17 protein-coding genes are annotated in these 19,078 nt (G+C 72.9%); 10 read left to right on the top strand and 7 right to left on the bottom strand.

Features of this window, described 5'->3' with window-relative positions:
• Window position 1: 1 nt before the first annotated feature.
• Window positions 2-988 carry an NAD(P)H-dependent flavin oxidoreductase gene (locus tag AC1C2V_RS18615; RefSeq protein ID WP_495391138.1) on the top strand — a complete coding sequence of 329 codons (987 nt, stop codon included), beginning with the start codon at window positions 2-4 and terminating at the stop codon, window positions 986-988.
• On the opposite strand, the gene AC1C2V_RS18610 is transcribed toward AC1C2V_RS18615, so the two are convergent.
• A complete protein-coding gene (locus tag AC1C2V_RS18610; protein WP_495391137.1) occupies window positions 963-1,631 on the bottom strand; it encodes a TetR/AcrR family transcriptional regulator in 669 nt (222 codons plus the stop codon). The genes AC1C2V_RS18615 and AC1C2V_RS18610 overlap by 26 nt on opposite strands.
• Before the next feature lie 109 nt (window positions 1,632-1,740).
• On the opposite strand from AC1C2V_RS18610, the gene AC1C2V_RS18605 reads away from it, so the two are divergent.
• Window positions 1,741-3,243 (top strand): aldehyde dehydrogenase family protein, encoded by a 1,503-nt coding sequence (locus AC1C2V_RS18605; protein WP_495391136.1) that lies wholly within the window; start codon window positions 1,741-1,743, stop codon window positions 3,241-3,243.
• Here the strand turns inward: AC1C2V_RS18605 and AC1C2V_RS18600 are convergent.
• The gene (locus tag AC1C2V_RS18600; RefSeq protein ID WP_495391135.1) at window positions 3,240-4,442 is read right to left on the bottom strand and encodes a TetR/AcrR family transcriptional regulator; all 1,203 of its coding nucleotides are present in this window, start codon (window positions 4,440-4,442) and stop codon (window positions 3,240-3,242) included. The two genes, AC1C2V_RS18605 and AC1C2V_RS18600, sit on opposite strands and share 4 nt — an antisense overlap.
• Window positions 4,443-4,601: 159 nt before the next feature.
• On the opposite strand from AC1C2V_RS18600, the gene AC1C2V_RS18595 reads away from it, so the two are divergent.
• The 6 genes from AC1C2V_RS18595 (at window position 4,602) to AC1C2V_RS18570 (ending at window position 10,331) form a co-directional block, all read left to right on the top strand.
• Window positions 4,602-6,179 carry a long-chain-fatty-acid--CoA ligase gene (locus tag AC1C2V_RS18595; protein WP_495391134.1) on the top strand — a complete coding sequence of 526 codons (1,578 nt, stop codon included), beginning with the start codon at window positions 4,602-4,604 and terminating at the stop codon, window positions 6,177-6,179.
• A 238-nt stretch (window positions 6,180-6,417) separates the two neighbouring features.
• Window positions 6,418-6,564: a VOC family protein gene (locus AC1C2V_RS18590; RefSeq protein WP_495391133.1), complete on the top strand. Its 147-nt coding sequence runs from the start codon at window positions 6,418-6,420 to the stop codon at window positions 6,562-6,564.
• Window positions 6,565-6,888: 324 nt separating this feature from the next.
• Window positions 6,889-7,803, top strand: a complete 915-nt coding sequence (locus AC1C2V_RS18585) for an ABC transporter ATP-binding protein (RefSeq protein ID WP_495391132.1) — start codon at window positions 6,889-6,891, stop codon at window positions 7,801-7,803.
• On the top strand, window positions 7,790-8,695 hold the full coding sequence (locus AC1C2V_RS18580; RefSeq protein ID WP_495391131.1) for an ABC transporter permease: 906 nt from the start codon (window positions 7,790-7,792) through the stop codon (window positions 8,693-8,695). Before AC1C2V_RS18585 ends, AC1C2V_RS18580 begins: the two co-directional genes overlap by 14 nt.
• A complete protein-coding gene (locus tag AC1C2V_RS18575; RefSeq protein WP_495391130.1) occupies window positions 8,695-9,606 on the top strand; it encodes an ABC transporter ATP-binding protein in 912 nt (303 codons plus the stop codon). The genes AC1C2V_RS18580 and AC1C2V_RS18575 overlap by 1 nt, the downstream gene beginning before the upstream one ends.
• Before the next feature lie 11 nt (window positions 9,607-9,617).
• Complete coding sequence (locus AC1C2V_RS18570) at window positions 9,618-10,331, top strand: ABC transporter permease (protein ID WP_495391129.1); 714 nt, start codon at window positions 9,618-9,620, stop codon at window positions 10,329-10,331.
• Between the two features lie 11 nt (window positions 10,332-10,342).
• Here AC1C2V_RS18570 and AC1C2V_RS18565 read toward each other — a convergent pair whose 3' ends face one another.
• From AC1C2V_RS18565 to glnA, 3 genes are all read right to left on the bottom strand, one after another.
• Window positions 10,343-11,296: a DUF808 domain-containing protein gene (locus tag AC1C2V_RS18565; RefSeq protein ID WP_495391128.1), complete on the bottom strand. Its 954-nt coding sequence runs from the start codon at window positions 11,294-11,296 to the stop codon at window positions 10,343-10,345.
• A gap of 152 nt (window positions 11,297-11,448) precedes the next feature.
• Window positions 11,449-14,685 carry a bifunctional [glutamine synthetase] adenylyltransferase/[glutamine synthetase]-adenylyl-L-tyrosine phosphorylase gene (locus AC1C2V_RS18560; protein ID WP_495391127.1) on the bottom strand — a complete coding sequence of 1,079 codons (3,237 nt, stop codon included), beginning with the start codon at window positions 14,683-14,685 and terminating at the stop codon, window positions 11,449-11,451.
• A gap of 51 nt (window positions 14,686-14,736) precedes the next feature.
• Window positions 14,737-16,074 carry a type I glutamate--ammonia ligase gene (gene glnA, locus AC1C2V_RS18555; RefSeq protein ID WP_495391126.1) on the bottom strand — a complete coding sequence of 446 codons (1,338 nt, stop codon included), beginning with the start codon at window positions 16,072-16,074 and terminating at the stop codon, window positions 14,737-14,739.
• Window positions 16,075-16,136: 62 nt separating this feature from the next.
• On the opposite strand from glnA, the gene panB reads away from it, so the two are divergent.
• Window positions 16,137-17,012 (top strand): 3-methyl-2-oxobutanoate hydroxymethyltransferase, encoded by an 876-nt coding sequence (panB, locus tag AC1C2V_RS18550; RefSeq protein WP_495391125.1) that lies wholly within the window; start codon window positions 16,137-16,139, stop codon window positions 17,010-17,012.
• A gap of 18 nt (window positions 17,013-17,030) precedes the next feature.
• Here the strand turns inward: panB and AC1C2V_RS18545 are convergent, their stop codons facing one another.
• Together AC1C2V_RS18545 and AC1C2V_RS18540 are read right to left on the bottom strand one after the other, a co-directional pair.
• The gene (locus AC1C2V_RS18545) at window positions 17,031-17,912 is read right to left on the bottom strand and encodes an alpha/beta fold hydrolase (protein ID WP_495391124.1); all 882 of its coding nucleotides are present in this window, start codon (window positions 17,910-17,912) and stop codon (window positions 17,031-17,033) included.
• A gap of 149 nt (window positions 17,913-18,061) precedes the next feature.
• A complete protein-coding gene (locus tag AC1C2V_RS18540) occupies window positions 18,062-18,259 on the bottom strand; it encodes an SPOR domain-containing protein (protein WP_495391123.1) in 198 nt (65 codons plus the stop codon).
• A 28-nt stretch (window positions 18,260-18,287) separates the two neighbouring features.
• Between AC1C2V_RS18540 and ppgK the strand changes: the two genes are divergently transcribed.
• Window positions 18,288-19,061 carry a polyphosphate--glucose phosphotransferase gene (gene ppgK, locus AC1C2V_RS18535; RefSeq protein WP_495391122.1) on the top strand — a complete coding sequence of 258 codons (774 nt, stop codon included), beginning with the start codon at window positions 18,288-18,290 and terminating at the stop codon, window positions 19,059-19,061.
• Window positions 19,062-19,078: the final 17 nt, after the last annotated feature.

Genomic DNA, 19,078 nt, shown 5'->3' with positions numbered 1-19,078 from the left:
GATGTTCGCAACACGCTTCACCGAGGCGTTCGGGATCGAGCATCCGATCGTCCAGGGCGGCATGATGTGGGTCGGCCGGGCGGAGCTGGCCGCCGCGGTCTCGGAGGCCGGCGGGCTGGGGATCATCACGGCCCTCACCCAGCCCACCCCGGGCGACCTGGTCAAGGAGATCGAGCGCGCCCGGCGCCTGACCGACAAGCCCCTCGGGGTCAATCTCACGATCCTGCCGGCGATCGACCCGCCGCCGTACGACGAGTACCGTCGCGCGATCGTCGACGCCGGCATCACCATCGTGGAGACCGCCGGCTCCAACCCCGAGCCGCACATGCAGATGTTCGGCGAGCACGGGGTGCGGGTCATCCACAAGTGCACCAGCGTCCGGCACGCGCTCAAGGCCCAGGCCGTCGGGGTGACGGCCGTGTCGATCGACGGGTTCGAGTGCGCCGGCCATCCCGGCGAGGACGACGTGCCCGGGCTGGTGCTGGTCCCGGCCGCCGCCGACCGCCTCTCGATCCCCTTCCTCGCCTGCGGCGGCTTCGCGGACGGTCGCGGCCTCGCGGCGGCCCTGGCGCTCGGCGCCGACGGCGTCACCATGGGGTCGCGGTTCATGTGCACGGCGGAGTCCCCGGTCTCGCCCGTCGTCAAGCAACGGATCGTCGAGGCCTCCGAGCGGGACACCCACCTCATCTTCCGTCCGCTGAGAAACACGGCGCGGGTCGCGAAGAACGCCGTCAGCGACGAGGTGGTCGAGATCCTCGAGCGCGGCGGCGGGTTCGACGACGTCCGCGCGCTCGTCGCCGGCGCGCGTGGTCGCACGGTGTTCGAGGACGGTGACCTCGACGCGGGGATCTGGAGCGTCGGCCTCGCGCAGGGCCTCATCCACGACGTCCCCACGGCCGGTGAGGTCGTGCGGCGCACCGTCGCCGAGGCGGAGGCGGTGCTGCGGGCGCGGCTCGGGCTGGTCAGCCCACCCCGGCTCCGTGCCTGACCATGCCCTGCGCGGTCGCCACCAGCTCGTCGAGCGACCGGGTGCGCGGGTTCCACCACTCGACCACCCAGTTCATCGCCCCCAGCAGCAGCAGCCGGAAGATGTTGATGTCGAGGTCGGCGCGCACCTCGCCCGCCTGCTGGGCGGCGACGAACAGGTCGCGCCACAGCCGGCTGTACAGCGCCTCCTCGGCGGCCGGGCGGACGCGCAGCTGCTCGGGGACGTGACCCGCGTTGCGGACCGACGCCGTGGCGTAGTCCGACACCTGCAGCTCGTAACGCAGGTGGGCGTCGACGGCCACGACGAGCCGGTCCATGGGCGTGGTGTCGGCCGGCAGCGCGTCGAGGGTCTCCTCGACGTGGAGCCGCACCCGGTGCGCGCCCTCCCACATCACCTCCTCCACGAGCTCGTCGCGTGAGGCGAAGTAGTAGTAGATCGCCGGCGCCTGCACGCCGGCCGCCGCGGCGACGTCCGCGAGCCGCGTCCCCGCGTAGCCCTTGCGCGACAGCACCTCCGCCGCCGCGTCCAGAATGCGCTGGCGTGTCTGCGCCGACTTCGATGCAGACCTCGACGCCGACCTCGATGCCGACTTCGATGCCGACTTCGATGCCGCTGGTGTCGCATCCGTCCCGGTCGCGTCCATCCCCGGATTTTAACCGAGATTAGAGAAATCCTTGTGCGCGGTCGCGGTGCGGCCTAGTGTGTGATCCACGATTCACTTATCTGCTCGACGAGGAGTAGGAGACCCGGCGATGACCCTTGCGGACCAGACCTCCCCGGCCGGGCAGGTGACGACGCACAGTCCCGTCGACGGCGAGGCCGTCGGCAGCTACCCGGTGGCCGGCCCCGCCCAGGTCGACGCCGCGGTCGCCCGCGCGCGATCGGGCGCGGGCTGGTGGCGCGAGCAGCCGTTCGCCGCGCGGCGCGCCCACCTGCTGCACTGGAAGTCCCGGATCGCGCTGCGCGCCGACGAGCTCGCGGCGCTCATCAGCGCGGAGACCGGCAAGCCGGCCGGCGACGCCCTGCTCGAGGTCATGCTCACCCTGAGCCACCTCGACTGGGCTGCGAAGAACGCCGAGCGCGTGCTGCGCCGACGCCGCGTCAAGGCGGGCCTGATCAACTACAACCAGCGCGCCAGCGTGGGCTACGAGCCGTACGGCGTCGTGGGCGTGATCGGGCCGTGGAACTACCCGCTGTACACCCCGATGGGCTCGATCTCCTATGCGCTCGCCGCGGGCAACTCGGTCGTGTTCAAGCCCAGCGAGCTGACCCCCGGCCCGGCCGTCTGGCTCGCCGAGCGCTGGGAGGAGGCCGTGGGCCACGACGTGCTCGTCGCCGTGCCGGGCGACGGGGCGGCCGGAGCGGCGCTCGTCGGCTCCGACGTCGACAAGATCGCCTTCACCGGCTCGACTGCCACCGCGAAGAAGGTGATGGCTGCCGCCGCGCATCGACTCACCCCGATCGTGGCCGAGTGTGGCGGCAAGGACGCGATGCTCGTCGCGGCGGACGCCGACCTCGACGCGGCGGCCGACTTCATCGTCTTCGGCTCCATGGGCAACGCCGGCCAGACCTGCGTAGGGGTCGAACGCGTCTACGTGGTCGACTCGGTGCGCGACGCGCTCGTGTCCCGCGTCGTCGGCCTCGCGGAGCAGCTGCGCACCGAGGGCCCCGACGCGCAGTACGGGCCCATGACGCTCCCCGCCCAGGTGGACGTGGTCCGCCGGCACGTCGACGACGCCCTGCGGTCGGGGACGGCCGCGTTCGGGGGCCCGGAGAGCTTCCACGGCCGCGTGATCGGCCCGGTCGTGGTCACCGACGTCGACGAGCACTCCGAGGCGGTGCGCTCCGAGACGTTCGGCCCGCTCGTCGTCATCAACGGCGTCGCCTCCCTCGACGAGGGGGTCGAGCGCGCGAACGCGACGCCGTACGGCCTCGGCGCGGCGGTCTTCACGAAGGACGCCAAGGCGGCCGAGAGAGCGGCCGCTGCCCTGCGTGCCGGCGTCGTGACCATCAACTCCGTGCTCGGGTTCGCCGGCGTCGCGGCGCTCCCGTTCGGCGGGGTCAAGGAGTCGGGCTTCGGCCGCATCCACGGCGCGGACGGCCTCCGGGAGTTCAGCACGGTCAAGTCGGTGGCGAAGCAGACGCGCAAGCCGGCGCTGAACCTGCTGACCATGAACCGCACCGACAAGGACATGCGCCTGGTCGCCCGGCTGATCCCGATGCTGCACGGGCGGTCGAAGGCGACGCGACGCTAGACGCCCAGGACCGTCTCGAGGACGGCCTCGATCCACTCCTTGGCGGCGGGCGCCGGGGAGCGACGGAGCGCGACGCTCAGGTCGGCGACCACGTTGAAGCCGGCGTGCACGAGGAACCGCAGCTCTCGCGGGTCGAGGTCCGGGCGAACCCGGCCGAGGAGCTCGACCCAGTCGTCGACGTGCGCCCGCTGCAGCCGGCGGAGCCGGCGCTGGTCCTCGGCGTCGAGCGCGCCGACGTCCGCCGTGTACACGTCCATCAGGTCGCGGTCCTCCACCGCGAAGCGGACGTACGCGGCCTCGAGGAGGCGGAGTGCCTCGCGCGGCTCCGGACGGCTCAACGCGTCCTCCGCCGCGGCGTCGAGCGTCGCCGCGGCGCGCTCGCACGCGGTGCGCAGGATCTCCGACTTGCCGCTGAAGTGGCGGTAGACGCCGGACGGCGTGATCCCCACCGCCGCCGCGATCTCCTCGATCGACGCCTCGTGGTAGCCGCGCAGCGCGAACGCCGCGATGCCCGCCTGGGCAAGCTGGTCCCGCCGCCGGCTCGCCACCGGCGCGGCGCTCGGCTCGCCGGGCCCGGCGGACGGGGCCGGCCCCTGCGTGCGCGACAGCACGCGTAGCGCCCCGTCGCGCAGCAGCACCCGCAGGGTCCCCGCGGCCATCGCGGTGCGGTGCGTCGTGACGCTGGCGATCACGCTCAGGGCGGCGAGCGCGACGAGGTCCAGCGTCTCGGGGTCCAGGTCCGGCCGCAGCGTGGCGGCGGGTTCCGCCAGCCGCCGCCGCAGCGCCGCGAACTGGGCACCGAGGGCGCGCCGGTCCGCGGGCCGCAGGTAGCGACTCTCCCAGCGATAGATGTTGCCCGTGGCCCGCATCGCGATCGTCTCGCCGGCCACGGCGTCGAGGAGGGCCTGCACCTCGTCGAGCGCCGACTCCGGCGTCCGGTCCGCCCCCGCCTCGACGTCGTGCGTCGCCGCGGCGAGCTGCGCGGCGAGGCCCATGGCGATCTCGCGGAACAGCTCGTACTTGTTGTCGAAGTGCCGGTACAGCGCCGCCGCCGTGATCCCCACGGCGTCGGCGACGTCCTGCATCGCGACGCCGTGGTACCCGTGCTCCGCGAACGCGACTGCGGCGGCCGCCTCGATGGTGCGGCGGCGGTCGCGCGGACGCCGCCTGACGGGGTCCACCGTGCTCGCCTCGCTCACGCCGTTCACCCTAGTGCCGGCTCACCCTCTCGGGCTCTGGCACCACGATGTGAATCACGAGTAACATGATGCCCGGCCGTCCCCGGGCGGCCGCAGAACGGACGGGGCGAGGCGACGGTGCCCGCCCCGACAGGGCTCACGTACGAAGAGGTGCATGCCATGAGCGACTCCACGGGCACCATCCCGCCGGGGATCCGACGCAACCACTGGATGAACCAGGTCCTGATCCACGCCGCGACGACGCCGGACGCGACCGCGTTCAAGTTCGAGGGCGAGGTGACCACCTGGGCCGACGCCGCGCGGCACATGGACGTCCTCGCCGCGGCGCTGCGGCGTCGGGGCGTCGGCTTCGGCGACCGAGTGCTGCTGCTGACCTTCAACCACCCCCTCGTGATCGAGACCGTGTTCGCGATCAACCGCCTCGGCGCGATCGCCGTCCCCGTGAACCTGCGGCTCTCCCCCGCCGAGGTCGCCTACATCATCGACGACGCGGACGCGGACGTCATCGTCGTCGACCAGCCGCTGGCGCCGCTCGTCGCCGCGGCGGGCCAGCTCACCGACCGCCTCGAGCGCGTCGTCGTGGTGGGCGAGGCCGCGGACGGGCAGGAGAGCATCGCTGACCTGCTGGCCGAGGCGCCGGACGGCTTCGTCGCCCCGGACGTCCCCGAGGACACGACCTGCCTGATCATGTACACCTCGGGCACCACCGGGAGGCCCAAGGGCGCGATGCTCGACCACGTCAACATGGCGGCGCAGTCCCTCACCGTCATCCGCGTCAACGAGATCTTCGACGAGTCGGACGTCGCCTTCCTCACCGCCCCCCTGTTCCACATCGCGGGACTGGGCTCGATCGCCTCGAACTTCGTGGTGGGCATCCCGACCGTCATCCACCCGCTCGGCGCCTTCGACCCTCGGGCGCTCGTCGACGCGTGGGAGCGGGAGAAGGCCACCATCGTCTTCAATGTGCCGCAGCAGTGGCAGGCGATCTGCGCCGTACCGGGGATTCGCGAGCGCGACCTGCGCCTGCGGGTCATCAGCTGGGGGGCGGCGCCGGCGTCGGACACGCTGCTGCGCACGATGACCGAGACCTTCCCCGACGCCCTCAACGTCGCCGTGTTCGGCCAGACCGAGCTCTCTCCCATCACCTGCGCGCTGCGTGGCGGCGACGCGCTGCGCAAGCTGGGGTCGGTCGGGCGCCCGGTCCCCACGCTCGAGACCCGGATCGTCGACGCCGCGCTCCGCGACGTCGCGCCGGGGACGGTCGGCGAGATCGTCTACCGGGGGCCGAGCCTGATGCACGGCTACTGGCGCAAGCCCGCCGAGACGGCGGCGGCGTTCGACGGCGGCTGGTTCCACTCGGGCGACCTCGTGCGCCAGGACGAGGACGGCTTCGTCTGGGTCGTCGACCGGCTCAAGGACATGATCATCTCGGGCGGGGAGAACGTGTACTGCGCCGAGGTCGAGAACGCCCTCTTCGCCCACCCCAAGATCCTCGGTGCGGCCGTCTACGGCCGGCCCGACGAGCGCTGGGGCGAGGTGCCCGTCGCGGCGGTGGTCCTGCACCCGGGCGAGTCCCTCGAGCTCGAGGAGCTGCAGGGCTGGCTCGGCGACACCCTCGCCCGCTATAAGCAGCCCAAGGCGATCCGCGTCGTCGAGGAGATCCCGACGAACGCGTCCGGCAAGGTCAACAAGGTGGCGCTGCGCGAGGGCGATCGCGCGGTCGCCGTCGCCCCGTAGCCGGACGACCGAGGGTTCACCCAGTCCACCAACCGATGAGCTGCGCCCGCGAACTCCGTCGGCACGAGATGAGCACCTTCGATCTCGCTGTCGCCCTGCCTACCGAGAGCCGTCAGCGCGCGTATGCCTACGTGCGGGCGCTGGGGCTCGAGACCCCGGGGCAACCTCAGGGCAGACCACCGCCGCCCCGGGCGCCGCCGAGTGCCTCCTCGGCATCGCGGTCGGCTCGACCGAGGCAATGGACGACCTGGTTCGCGCTGCGACGAGAGGGGGCGCGACGATCACGAGCCCCCCAACGCAGCGCGCATGGGGCTACACCGGCACGTTCACCGACCCCGACGGCCACCTGTGGGTGGTCCTGCATCCGGCCAGCGAGACCGAGTGAGTTATCGGCATCGACGCTCCGATGCCGCTGATGTGGTGGCCGAGGCGTACCTGATCGCGTGGCGACGGATGAACGAGATACCGCTCGGAGAGGACGCCCGCCCGTGCCTCTTCGGCGTCGTACGACGGGTGCTGAGCAACCACCGACGAGGCCCCTGCTCGCCCTGGTGGCACGAACGGACGGAGCCGCGCGAGCCACACGCCCCCGGCGAGGGCGCCGAGGTTGCATCCCAGGACCCATGTCGTCCGGGGTTCACCCTGAGTTCCCCCTGAACTGTTGCTCCACGGGTTCCCGACGACCTGTCACGGGCATACGGTCGGTGCCGTGCCAGTCATCACGACACAGCAGCTCACGAAGCGCTATCCCCGCGTCACCGCGCTCGACGACCTCACGCTCGAGGTCGGCGACGGTGTCACCGGCCTGGTGGGCGCCAACGGCGCGGGCAAGTCCACGCTGATCAAGATCCTGCTGGGGCTCTCCGACGCGACGTCGGGCAGCGCCCGGGTCCTCGGTCACGACATCCGCGACGACGGCGCAGCGCTGCGCAGCCGGGTCGGGTACATGCCCGAGCACGACTGCCTGCCCGCCGACGTGTCGGCCACCGAGCTGGTGGTCCATCTCGCCCGGATGTCCGGCCTGCCGACCGACGCGGCCCGCGAGCGCGCGGCCGACACCCTGCGGCACGTCGGGCTCTACGAGGAGCGCTACCGGCCGATCGGGGGCTACTCCACGGGCATGAAGCAGCGCGTCAAGCTCGCACAGGCGCTCGTGCACGACCCGGACGTCGTCTTCCTCGACGAGCCCACCAACGGCCTCGACCCGGCGGGCCGCGACGAGATGCTCGGCCTGGTCCGGCGCATCTACGACGACTTCGGGATCTCGGTCCTCGTCACCTCGCACCTGCTCGGCGAGCTGGAGCGCATCTGCGACCACGTCGTGATCGTCGACGGCGGCGTGCTCCTGCGGTCGTCGACGGTCGCCGACTTCACCCGGGCGAGCGCCCAGCTCGCCGTCGAGGTCGCCGGCGACCCCGACGTCGCCGCATCCGCCCTCGCGGCGGCCGGGTTGCAGGTCGGCCGGGACGGGCCGCGGCTCGTCGTCGAGTTGCGCGGCGAGGAGACGTACGACCTGGTCCGCGACGTCGTCGTCGATCACGGCCTCGGCCTGGTCCGGCTGGAGCCGCGCCGCCACCACATCTCGGAGGTCTTCGACGGGGAGGCGACCCATGTCGCAGTCTGAGGCGACGCCCGCGGGCGTCATCCACAACATCGGGTACCGCGATTACGACGGCGAGCGGCTCAGCCGGCGCGGGATCGCCTACGCGCTGTACACGCACACCCTGCGGGGCGTCTTCGGGCTGGGTCGCGCGCCCCGGTCCAAGGTCGTGCCGTTCGCGATGGTCGCCGTGATGCTCCTCCCGGCGATCGTGCTGGCTGTGGTCTCGGTGGTCATGGCTGGGCAGGGGCTGATCTCCGAACCGGTGCTGCCGTACACGCGGTACGCGATGGTCACGCAGGCGGCGGTCGCGATCTTCGTCGCCGTCGCCGCACCCCAGGCGGTCTCGCTCGACCTGCGGTTCCACACGCTGCCGCTGTACCTCTCCCGGCCGCTCGAGCGGGTCGATTACGTGCGGGCCAAGCTCGCGGCCCTGTCTACTGCGGTGTTCCTGCTGATCACGGCGCCGCTCCTGGTCATGTACCTGGGTGCGCTGGCGGCGGGGTTCGACGCCGGCACGCAGACCGTCGAGGTCCTGCAGGCGCTGGCCGGGGCCGTCCTGTTCGCGGTGGTGCTGTCGGGTATCGGCCTGGTGATCGCGTCCCTGACGGCCCGCCGCGGGTTCGGCGTCGCGGCCATCATGACCGTCCTGGCGCTGAGCTACGCCATCGTCACCAGCATGCAGGGCCTGGTCGGCTTCGAGGCCGGGGACATGACCACCGCCGGCTGGATCGGCCTGTTCTCGCCGATGACCCTCGTGGACGGTGTGCAGGTCTGGGCGTTCGGCGTCGAGACGTCGTCGCCTGCCGGCCCGCCGAGCGACGCCGCCGGCCTCGCGTTCCTCCTCGTCACCCTGGGGGTCGTCGCGCTGGCCTACGGGGCCCTGTCCGCGCGCTACCGGAGGGTACGGCTCTGATGGCCACGCTGAAGATCGACGCCTGCTCGCGCTGGTTCGGCAACGTCGTGGCGGTCAACGACGTCACGATGACGATCGGCCCGGGCATCACCGGGCTGCTCGGGCCGAACGGCGCCGGGAAGTCCACGCTGATCCACATGCTCGCGGGCTTCCTCCCGCCGTCCACCGGGACGGTGACCCTCGACGACGCGGCGATCTGGAAGAACCCGGACGTCTACCGTGCCATCGGCGTCGTCCCCGAGCGCGAGGCCACCTACGACTACCTCACCGGCCGACAGCTGGCCGTGGCCAGCGCCGAGCTCCACGGCCTGCCCGACCCGGGCGCCGCCGCCGCTCGCGCGCTCGCCGCCGTCGAGATGCAAGGCGCGCAGGATCGCAAGGTCGGCGAATACTCCAAGGGGATGAAGCAGCGGATCAAGATGGCGTCCGCCCTCGTGCACGACCCGTCGGTGCTGCTGCTCGACGAGCCGTTCAACGGCATGGACCCGCGCCAGCGCCTGCATCTGATCCAGCTGCTGCGCACGATGGGCGACGAGGGGCGCACCGTGCTGTTCAGTTCCCACATCTTGGAGGAGGTCGAGCAGCTCGCCCACCAGATCGAGGTCGTCGTCGCCGGGCGCTACGCCGCCTCCGGCGACTACCGCGAGATCCGTCGACTGATGACCGACCGACCGCACCAGTACACGATCGCCTCGAGCGACAACCGGGCGCTCGCCTCGGCACTCATCGCGGACGGCTCGACGGCGGGCGTCGGCCTCGAGCGTGACGTCCTGCGGGTACAGGCCGCCGAGTTCCTGCGGTTCGCCGACCTCCTGCCCCGCGTCGCGCGCGACGCCGGCGTGCGGCTGTTCCAGGTGACGCCCGCCGACGAATCCCTGGAGAGCGTGTTCTCCTACCTGGTCGAGAGCTGAGGAGCGCCGACGTGAACAGCACGATCGTCCGTCTGACCGCCCGCGCGATGCTCGGCGGGAGGCGCGTGTGGCTGCTCGCCGCCCTGGCGCTGCTGCTCGTGGGCATCGCGGTCCTCACCCGCGCGCTCGTCCCGGTCTCCGACGCGGACGCCGCCGCCCTCCTGCAAGGGGTGTCGTTCGCGACGTTCCTGCCGCTGTTCGGGCTGATCGTCGGGACGGGGGCGATCGCGCCCGAGATCGACGACGGGTCGATCGTCCACCTGCTGTCGAAACCGGTCTCGCGGCACACCATCGTGCAGAGCAAGCTCGCGGTGGCCGTCGGCGCGACGGTCGTCTTCGCGGTCGTCCCGACCATGCTGGCGGCAGCGGTCCTCGGTGGCGGCATCAGCACCGTGCTCGCGTTCGGGGCGGGCGCCCTGGCGGCCGGCGCTGTCTACAGCGTGGCCTTCCTGCTGCTGTCGATCCTGACGCGGCACGCGGTGATCATCGGGCTCCTCTACGCGCTGATGTGGGAGAGCCTTGTGGGCAGCTTCGTCCCGGGCGCCCGCAACCTCAGCGTGCAGCAGTGGGCCCTGTCGGTGACCGAGTCCATCGCACCGCCCGGCCTGGTCACCGCGAACGTCGGCCTCGGGCTCGCGTGCGCCCTGATCGTCGGCGTGTTCGTCGCGGCGACCTGGTACGCCGGCAACCGCCTGCGCGTGCTCACTCTCGCGTCAGAGGACTGACCGGACGGCGCTCAGTGCGCCGCGGCGGCCTCGTCGTGCTTCTTGCCGAAGGGCAGCAGGTGAACCACCGCGAGGACCACGGCACCGACGACGACCCCCACCAGGGCGGAGCACAGCGTGTTGACCAGCCACGCGAGGAACCCGCCGATCGCGGGCGCGGCGTGCGCCACGGCCTCCTCGAGGTGGTGCACGATGTCGTAGAGGCCGTGCCAGCCGAGCTCGTCGGCACCGGTCAGCAGGATGTGCCCGCCGACCCACAGCATCGCGACGGTGCCGACCACGGAGACCACAGCGAGCACCTTCGGCATGCCCGCGACGAGTCCACGGCCGATGCGTTGGCTGGCCGTCGAGGCCCGGCCCGCGAGCGCCAGGCCGACGTCGTCCATCTTCACGATGAGGGCCACCACGCCGTAGACGATGACGGTGATGACCAGCGCCACGACGAGCAGGATCACGAGCCGCGCGAAGAACGGCTCGTCGGCGACCTCGTTGAGCGAGATGACCATGATCTCGGCCGAGAGGATGAGGTCGGTGCGCACCGCGCCGGCGATGAGCGTCTTCTCCGCCTCGGGCCCGACGGCGGCCGCGGGCTTGTCGTGGCCCTCGTTCCCCCTCAGGCGGCCCCAGATCTTCTCCGCGCCCTCGAACGCGAGGTAGGTGCCGCCGAGCATGAGGATCGGCGTGAGCAGCCACGGCGCCCACTGGCTGAGGATCATGGCCACCGGAAGGATGATCAGCACCTTGTTCCGGATGGAGCCCCAGGCGATCTTCTTGACGATCGGGATCTCGCGGTCGGCCGCGACGCCGTGCACGTACTGCGGGGTCACCGCCGTGTCGTCGACCACCACGCCCGCCGCCTTCGCCGTCGCCCGCCCGGCCGCGGCACCGACGTCGTCCAGCGAGGCCGCAGCGAGCTTCGCGATGGCCGCGACGTCGTCGAGCAGGCCCAGCAGCCCGGCGCTCAAGCGACCGCTCCCGCCGGGAGAGGGCGGGCGGGCGAGGCGCCCGCGGGCGGCGTCGGAGGCTTGCGCATGGACATATCGTGCCGCACCCGCCGGGTGCGAACTACCTCGGCACGTTTCGCACTACCTCGACAGGACTGGAACTACCTCGGCCGTCAGTCCTCGCCGTAGAAGACGCGCTCCATCACGGCGCGGGCCCGGCGGGCGGTGCGCAGGTACAGCTCCTCGAGCTCTCCCCCGGTGCCGACGTCACCGAGCAGCCCGGCGACGCCGGCCAGGTCGTGGGAGTCGTGCGGCAGCTGGTCCACCTGCGCCCCCGTGGTGCGCCCTGACCAGAGCACGACGGCGGAGCGAAGGCGGGACGCGAGCACCCAGGCGTCGCGCAGCTGGGTTGCGTCGTCCGGGTCCAGCAGCCCCGCCGCGACCGCCCCGTCGAGCACCGCGACGGTGCCCGTGGTGCGCAGCGTCTCGACGTCGGCCGCGTGCTGCAGCTGCAGCAGCTGCGCCGTCCACTCGACGTCGGAGAGCCCGCCGCGGCCGAGCTTGAGGTGGCGCGCCGGGTCGGCGCCGCGCGGGAGCCGTTCGGCCTCGACGCGCGCCTTGATGTGCCGCACCTCGCGGAGCCGTGCGTCGTCGAGGCCACCCGGCGGGTAGCGCAGCGGGTCGACGAGGGTCACGAACCGGGTGCCCAGAGCGTCCGGCCCGCCGACATCGCCGGCCACCGGGCGGGCGCGCAGCAGCGCCTGCGACTCCCAGACGCTGGACCAGCGGCCGTAGTACTCGGCGTAGGAGTCCAGCGTGCGCACCAGTGGGCCCTGCCGCCCCTCCGGGCGCAGATCGGCGTCGACGGGGAGCGCGGGCTCCGGCCCGACCTCGGACAGCAGCGCCCGGAGCCGCGTCGCGACGCGCGTCGCGAAGTCCTGGGCGGCCTTCGGCTCGGCGCCCGGGCGCGGGTCGTGCACGAACATGACGTCCGCGTCGGAGCCATAACCCATCTCGCGGCCGCCGAGCCGCCCCATCGCGACCACGAGCATGCGCGTCGGGTCGTCCTCGGGCGAGGCCCCCAGGCCGAGCTCGGTCCGTGCGGCGTGCTCGGCGACGCGCAACCCCCCGACGAGGACGACGTCGGCCGCGTCCGAGATCGCGGCCGCCGCGCCCACGGGTTCCAGCAGCCCGAGCACCTCCGCCGCGCCGGTGCGGGCGAGCTCCCGGCGGCGCAGCGCCCGGAGGCGGCCCGCCGCGGCCTTCGGCTCGTCCGCCCGCGTAAGGATCGCGTCCGCCTCCGCGGCGAGCCGCTCCGGCCCGCGCGGTTCGAGCCCCGACGTGTCGGCCAGCCAGCGCACCGACTCGGGCGACCGTGCCAGCGCGTCGGCCAGGTAGGTGGACGACGACAGCAGCTGCGACAGGTGATAGGCCGCGTTCTCGGAGTCGCGCAGCAGGCGCAGGTACCAGGGCGTGGTGCCGAGCGCCTCGGACAGCTTGCGGAACGCGAGGAGCCCGGCGTCCGGGTCGGCGCCCTCCGCGAACCAGCCCAGCAGCACGGGCAGCAGCTGTCGCTGCAGGGCGGCCCGGCGCGACGTGCCGCTGGTGAGCGCCGCGACGTGCCGCAGCGCGCCGTCCGGGTCGCGGTAGCCGGCGGCGGCGAACCGCTCGCGCGCCACGTCGGGGGACAGCGACAGCTCCGCGTCCGAGAGCTGGGCGGACGCCGGCAGCAGGGGGCGGTAGAACACCTCCTCGTGCAGCGCGCGTACCTCGCGGCGCGTGGCGCGCCAGCGCTCGAGCAGGCCGGCCGCCCCCTCGGCGCGCATCCCCAGCGACCGCGCGAGGCGGCGCAGGTCCTCCTCCGCGGTCGGCAGCAGGTGGGTGCGCCGCAGCCGGTACAGCTGCACCCGGTGCTCCAGCGACCGCAGGAACCGGTAGCAGACCGCCAGCCGCGCGGCATGCTCGCGCCCCACGTAGCCGCCGGCCGCGAGCGCCGCGAGCGCCGCGAGCGTGTGCGGCGACCGGATCTGCGGGTCGGCCCGCCCGTGCACCAGCTGGAGCAGCTGCACGGTGAACTCGACGTCCCGCAGGCCGCCCTTGCCCAGCTTGATCTGCCGGTCCGCCTCGGCCGCGGGCACGTGGTCCTCGACCCGGCGGCGCATCGCCCGGGAGTCCTCGACGAAGTGCTCCCGGTGCACGGCGGACCAGATGAACGGCTCCACGGTCTGGCGGTAGGCGCGCCCCAGCTCCGCGTCCCCGGCGACGGGCCGCGCCTTGAGCAGCGCCTGGTACTCCCAGGTCTCGGCCCAGCGCTCGTAGTAGGCCTGGTGGCTCGCGAGCGTGCGCACCAGCGGCCCCTGCGCGCCCTCCGGCCGCAGGGCGGCGTCCACCGGCCAGAGGGGCGGCTCGGCGGAGGTGCTCGAGCACACCCGCTGCAGCCCGGCGGCGAGCCGGGCTCCGGTGGCGAGCGCCGTCTCCTCGTCCAGAAGGGTGCCGTCGGGCAGCTCCCCAGGCTCGCACACGTACACGACGTCGACGTCGGAGACGTAGTTGAGCTCCCGTCCGCCCGTCTTGCCCATCCCGATCACCGCGAGCCGCACGCCGCGGCCGTGGTCGTCCAGCGCGGCGCGCGCCACGGCGAGCGCCGCCTCGACGGCGGCGGACGCGAGGTCGGCCAGCGCCGCCCCGACGGCGGGCATCCGGGTCAGGGGGTCGCCGGCGGTCAGGTCGTCTGCCGCGAGGGCGAGCAGGTGGGTGCGATAGGTACGGCGCAGCGCGTCCGTCGTCGTGCCGGCGTCGGGGTCCGGCCAGCCGGTCCCCGGCTCGGCGTCCGGGGGCGCCGCCACGGGGACGGCCTCGTCGGGGTCGGCGCCGACCGCCCGCAGCAGCGCCGCCCGCACCTCGTCGGGGCCAGGCGTCGCGTCGGGGCCGGGGGTCGCGCCGGGGCCGGGGGTCGCGCCGGGGCCGGGGGTCGCGCCGGGCTCGTCGTCGCTGTCGGAGTCGCCGCCGGAGGCCTTGTCGGAGGCTTGATCGGGGGCGTCCTCGGCCAGCACGTCGAGCAGCTCGGGACGGCGCACGATCTCGTCCCCGAGCGCGGACGACGCCCCGAGCACCGCGAGCAGGCGGGTGCGGGTGCGGATCTGCGCGTCGCCCCCGTCGAACAGCTCGACCAGCCGCCCCCGCGCACCAGGCACCTCGGCCAGGCGCACCAGCTGCAGCAGCGCGAGGTCCGGGTCCGCGCACGCACCCAGCGCGGCGAGCGCCGCGTCCTCGTGCTCCGGGGTGGCGAGGGCCTCCTGCAGGCCGGCGTCGGCCCACAGCCCGGCCGACCGCGTGAGGTCGGCGAACCCGGCGTGCAGCAGCCGGCGCGTCAGGGTGGCGCGCCTGCCGGCCCCCGACGTCGTGCTCACGCCAGCGACCCTAGCGGCACCTCGTCACCCTCAGCATGTCGCCCCGGGCCGTCACAGGAACTGCAGGAACCGGTGCAGCTCGTACGGCGTGACCTGCGCCCGGTAGGCGTCCCACTCCTGCCGCTTGTTCCGCAGCACGAAGTCGTACACGTGCTCGCCGAGGGTCTCCGCGACCAGCTCGGACCCCTCCATGAGCTCGATCGCCTCGTCGAGGGACTGCGGCAGCGGCGCGATGCCGAGGGCCCGGCGCTCGCGGTCGGTGAGCTCCCACACGTCGTCGCCCGACGCGTCGGGCAGCTCGTAGCCGTCCTCGATCCCCTTGAGGCCGGCGGCGAGGAGCACGGCGAACGCCAGGTACGGGTTGGCCGCGGAGTCGACCGCCCGGTACTCCACCCGCGCGGAGTTGCCCTTGCCCGGCTTGTACATCGGGACGCGCACGAGGGCGGAGCGGTTGTTGTGGCCCCACGAGATGTAGCTCGGCGCCTCCGCGCCGCCCCACAGCCGCTTGTAAGAGTTGACGTACTGGTTGGTGACGGCCGTGATCTCGGCGGCGTGCACCAGCAGCCCGGCGATGAACTGCCGCGCCGTCTTGGACAGCTCGAACTGCGCGCCCGGCTCGTGGAAGGCGTTGTGGTCGTCCTCGAACAGCGACAGGTGGGTGTGCATGCCGGAGCCCGGGTGGTCGGCCATCGGCTTGGGCATGAACGACGCGAAGACGCCCTGCTCCAGCGCCACCTCCTTGACCACCGTGCGGAAGGTCATGAGGTTGTCGGCGGTGGTGAGCGCGTCCGCGTAGCGCAGGTCGATCTCGTTCTGGCCGGGGCCGGCCTCGTGGTGGGAGAACTCCACCGAGATTCCCATCGACTCGAGCATCGTGATGGCCGCCCGGCGGAAGTCGTGCGTGCTGCCGCGCGCCAGGTGGTCGAAGTACCCGCCGTTGTCGACCGGGACGAGCGGCTCGTCCGGCGAGGCGATCTGGTTGAAGAGGTAGAACTCCACCTCGGGGTGCGTGTAGAAGGTGAAGCCGCGGTCGCTCGCCTTCGCGAGGGTCCGCTTCAGCACGTTGCGCGAGTCGGCCAGCGACGGTTCGCCCTCGGGCGTGAGGATGTCGCAGAACATCCGCCCCGTGCCGTGCCGCTCCCCGCGCCAGGGAAGCACCTGGAACGTCGTCGGATCCGGCTTGGCGATCATGTCCGCCTCGTAGACCCGCGTCAGCCCCTCGATGGAGCTGCCGTCGAACCCGATGCCCTCCGTGAACGCCTGCTCGAGCTCGGCCGGGGCGACCGCCACCGACTTCAGCACGCCGAGCACGTCGGTGAACCAGAGTCGGATGAAGCGGATGTCGCGCTCCTCGACCGTGCGGAGCACGAACTCCTGCTGCCTGTCCATGGACCCCATCCTGCACGAGAAGTGTTACTGGCGGATGTCGTGACTGGCATACGCTAGCGGCCATGGCGACACCAGGCCACGACGCCCCCACCGGCTCCACCGCAGGAGCCCCCTCGCCCGCTGCTGACCTGACACGCCGCCGCCGGGTCCGGGTCCATCATCTGGCCGAGGCGAAGGAGCGCGGCGAGCGGCTGACCATGCTCACGGCGTACGACGCCGTCACCGCGCGCCTCTTCGACGCCGCGGGCCTCGACCTGCTACTCGTGGGCGACTCGATCGCCAACACCATGCACGGGCACGCGACGACGCTGCCCGTCACGGTGGACGACATGATCCCCGCCGCCCGTGCCGTCGCGGGCGCGGCGGAGCACGCGCTCGTCGTCGTCGACCTGCCGTTCGGCTCGTACGAGGCAGGCCCGGAGCAGGCCCTCGCGACTGCGGTGCGGTTCATGAAGGAGACGACCGCCGCGGCGGTCAAGCTGGAGGGCGGACGCCGGTCGGCCGCCCAGATCCGGGCCCTCACCGACGCCGGCATCCCCGTGGTCGGCCACCTCGGCTACACGCCCCAGTCGGAGAACATCCTGGGCGGGCCCCGCGTGCAGGGGCGCGGCGACGAGGCGGCCGAGGTGCTGTGCGCGGACGCGCTCGTGGTGCAGGAGGCCGGCGCGGTCGCCGTCGTGCTCGAGATGGTGCCGGTGGACGTCGCGGCACGCGCCACCGAGATCCTGCACATCCCGACGATCGGGATCGGCGCCGGGCCCAGCGTGGACGGCCAGGTGCTCGTGTGGACCGACATGGCCGGGATGACCGACTGGTCGCCGCGGTTCGCCCGCCGGTTCGCCGAGGTCGGCAACCTGCTGCGCCAGGCGGCGCAGGACTACGCCGACGAGGTCCGCGCCGGCACGTTCCCGGACGCCGCGCACTCCTTCGAGCAGTAGGCGGGCTGACCGGTACGGCTACCGCCTGCCTCCGGCGTGCGGGTCCCCGAGCATGCCCTGGAGACCGAGCATCGCTGCCGCGACCCGACCGGCATCCGCGTCCGGGATCGCCGTCGATGCGCGCTCGAGGACGAGCAGTCGTGCCCCCGGGATCTCGCGTGCAAGAGCCTCCCCGTTGCCGACCGGGAAGAACGGGTCGTGCCGACCGTGCACCACCAGTGTCGGCACCGCGACCTCGGTCAGGCGTGCACGCCAGCGCGGCTCGCACTCGAGTCTTGAGAAGACCGCTCCCAGCTGGTTGGCCATCTGCACGGAGGGCGCCGTGCCCGGTGTGCGGTCCCAGGTGCGCCCGGCGACCACGCGCGCAACGGCTGGGTCGTCCCCGAGGATCTCGGCGCTTTCGGCCGCGTGCTCCGCCACCGCGTCGCGGTCGGACCAGTCGGGCGTGGGGAGCGAGAACAGCCGGTCCATGGTCGCCGCGTCGTGGTCCGGCAGGTCGTCATCGACCGGGCCTGGCGCGACAGGCCGCGTCCCTGCAAGGGTCAGCGCCGCGAACGACTCCGGGTGCTCGACGGCGGCGACCTGGGCGACCATGCCGCCGACACCGATGCCCGCCAGGTGTGCCGGCCGGTCGTCGAGCTCCCGGGCGAGAGCCGCCGCGTCGGCGGCAAGATCGCGCAGCGTGTACGCCGGCACCTCGGGGTCGCCGGTGGTCGACGCACCCGAGTCGCGCAGGTCGTACCGCACCACGTGACACCCGCCGCGTGCGAGGGACTCGCAGAGCGTGTCGGGCCAGGAGAGCATCGTCGTACCGCCCGCGCAAAGGAGCAGCGGCCCCGCCGGGTCACCAAAGTGCTCGACGCCGAGCGTGACACCGTTCGCTTCGACGGTCCCTGTCATGGTCACCCTCCGTGGTGACGCCCCCTGAGGACGGCCCCACATCGCGTTCCGGGCTGGCGTCGTCGAGTCGGGAGTTCCGAGCCGTCCTCCGAGTCGGACGCCAGAGGCCGCGGGAACTCATCGCCCCTCGTCCGTGGAACGCCACGCGATCAGTCGCGGCCGCGCCAGTCCTTGTCCTCGCCCTCCCAGGTGTCGTTGCGCCGGGCGGCGGAGTCGAGGGCGTGCTCGGCCGCGTCGCGCGTCGGGTAGGGCCCCATGCGGTGGCTCCAGCTCGAACGGTCGCGGCTCTCCTCCACCTCACCGGACTTGGTGTTGTACCAGTACTGCACCGGACTGATGTCGCTCATAGGACGATCCTGCATCAAGATGGGGTCCATGGTGGAGGCAGCGTCGCAGCACACGGTCGCGTTCGGCATCGACATCGGCGGGTCGGGCATCAAGGGGGCACCGGTCGACCTGGCGACGGGCGAGTTCACCGACGAGCGGCGCCGCATCCCGACCCCCGAGAAGTCCACGCCGGACGCCGTGGTCGGCGTGCTCGCCGAGCTGGTGGACTCGTTCGACCTGCCCGCGCACGTGCCCGTGGGCGTGGCCTTCCCCGCCCCGATGGACCACGGCGTCGTGCGGTTCATCGCCAACCTCGACAAGTCCTGGAAGGGCGTCGACCTGCTCGCCCTCGTCCACGACACGACCGGGCGCGAGGTCACGGCCGTCAACGACGCCGACGCGGCGGGAGTCGGCGAGCAGCGGTACGGCGCCGCGCAGGGGCGCGACGGGGTGGTGCTGGTCGTGACGCTCGGCACCGGGATCGGCTCGGCGCTGCTCGTGGACGGCGTGCTGGTGCCGAACACCGAGCTCGGTCACCTGGAGATCGACGGGCACGACGCCGAGTCGCGGGCCGCCGAGTCCGCCCGCGAGCGCGAGGACCTCTCGTGGCAACACTGGGCCAAGCGGCTGCAGCGCTACTTCGAGACCGTCGAGATGCTCCTGTCCCCCGAGCTCATCGTGGTGGGCGGCGGGATCAGCAAGCAGCACGACAGGTTCCTGCCGCTGCTCGACCTGCACGCCCCCGTCATTCCGGCCACCCTGCGCAACCGTGCCGGGATCGTCGGGGCCGCCGCGCTCGCCGCGAGCGGGCGCGATCACTGACCAGGCGCTGTTCGCGA

It is taken from the genome of Isoptericola sp. Y541 (assembly GCF_059445465.1).
This window is presented reverse-complemented; position numbering and strand designations above follow the sequence as displayed.

Coding starts and splice junctions, on each gene's coding strand:
- AC1C2V_RS18580 (WP_495391131.1), top strand. CDS start 7,790: ATGTCGCAGTCTGAGGCGACGCCCGCGGGCGTCATCCACAACATCGGG.
- ppgK (WP_495391122.1), top strand. CDS start 18,288: ATGGTGGAGGCAGCGTCGCAGCACACGGTCGCGTTCGGCATCGACATC.
- panB (WP_495391125.1), top strand. CDS start 16,137: ATGGCGACACCAGGCCACGACGCCCCCACCGGCTCCACCGCAGGAGCC.
- AC1C2V_RS18540 (WP_495391123.1), bottom strand. CDS start 18,259: ATGAGCGACATCAGTCCGGTGCAGTACTGGTACAACACCAAGTCCGGT.
- AC1C2V_RS18615 (WP_495391138.1), top strand. CDS start 2: ATGTTCGCAACACGCTTCACCGAGGCGTTCGGGATCGAGCATCCGATC.
- AC1C2V_RS18595 (WP_495391134.1), top strand. CDS start 4,602: ATGAGCGACTCCACGGGCACCATCCCGCCGGGGATCCGACGCAACCAC.
- AC1C2V_RS18545 (WP_495391124.1), bottom strand. CDS start 17,912: ATGACAGGGACCGTCGAAGCGAACGGTGTCACGCTCGGCGTCGAGCAC.
- AC1C2V_RS18610 (WP_495391137.1), bottom strand. CDS start 1,631: ATGGACGCGACCGGGACGGATGCGACACCAGCGGCATCGAAGTCGGCA.
- glnA (WP_495391126.1), bottom strand. CDS start 16,074: ATGGACAGGCAGCAGGAGTTCGTGCTCCGCACGGTCGAGGAGCGCGAC.
- AC1C2V_RS18605 (WP_495391136.1), top strand. CDS start 1,741: ATGACCCTTGCGGACCAGACCTCCCCGGCCGGGCAGGTGACGACGCAC.
- AC1C2V_RS18590 (WP_495391133.1), top strand. CDS start 6,418: ATGGACGACCTGGTTCGCGCTGCGACGAGAGGGGGCGCGACGATCACG.
- AC1C2V_RS18575 (WP_495391130.1), top strand. CDS start 8,695: ATGGCCACGCTGAAGATCGACGCCTGCTCGCGCTGGTTCGGCAACGTC.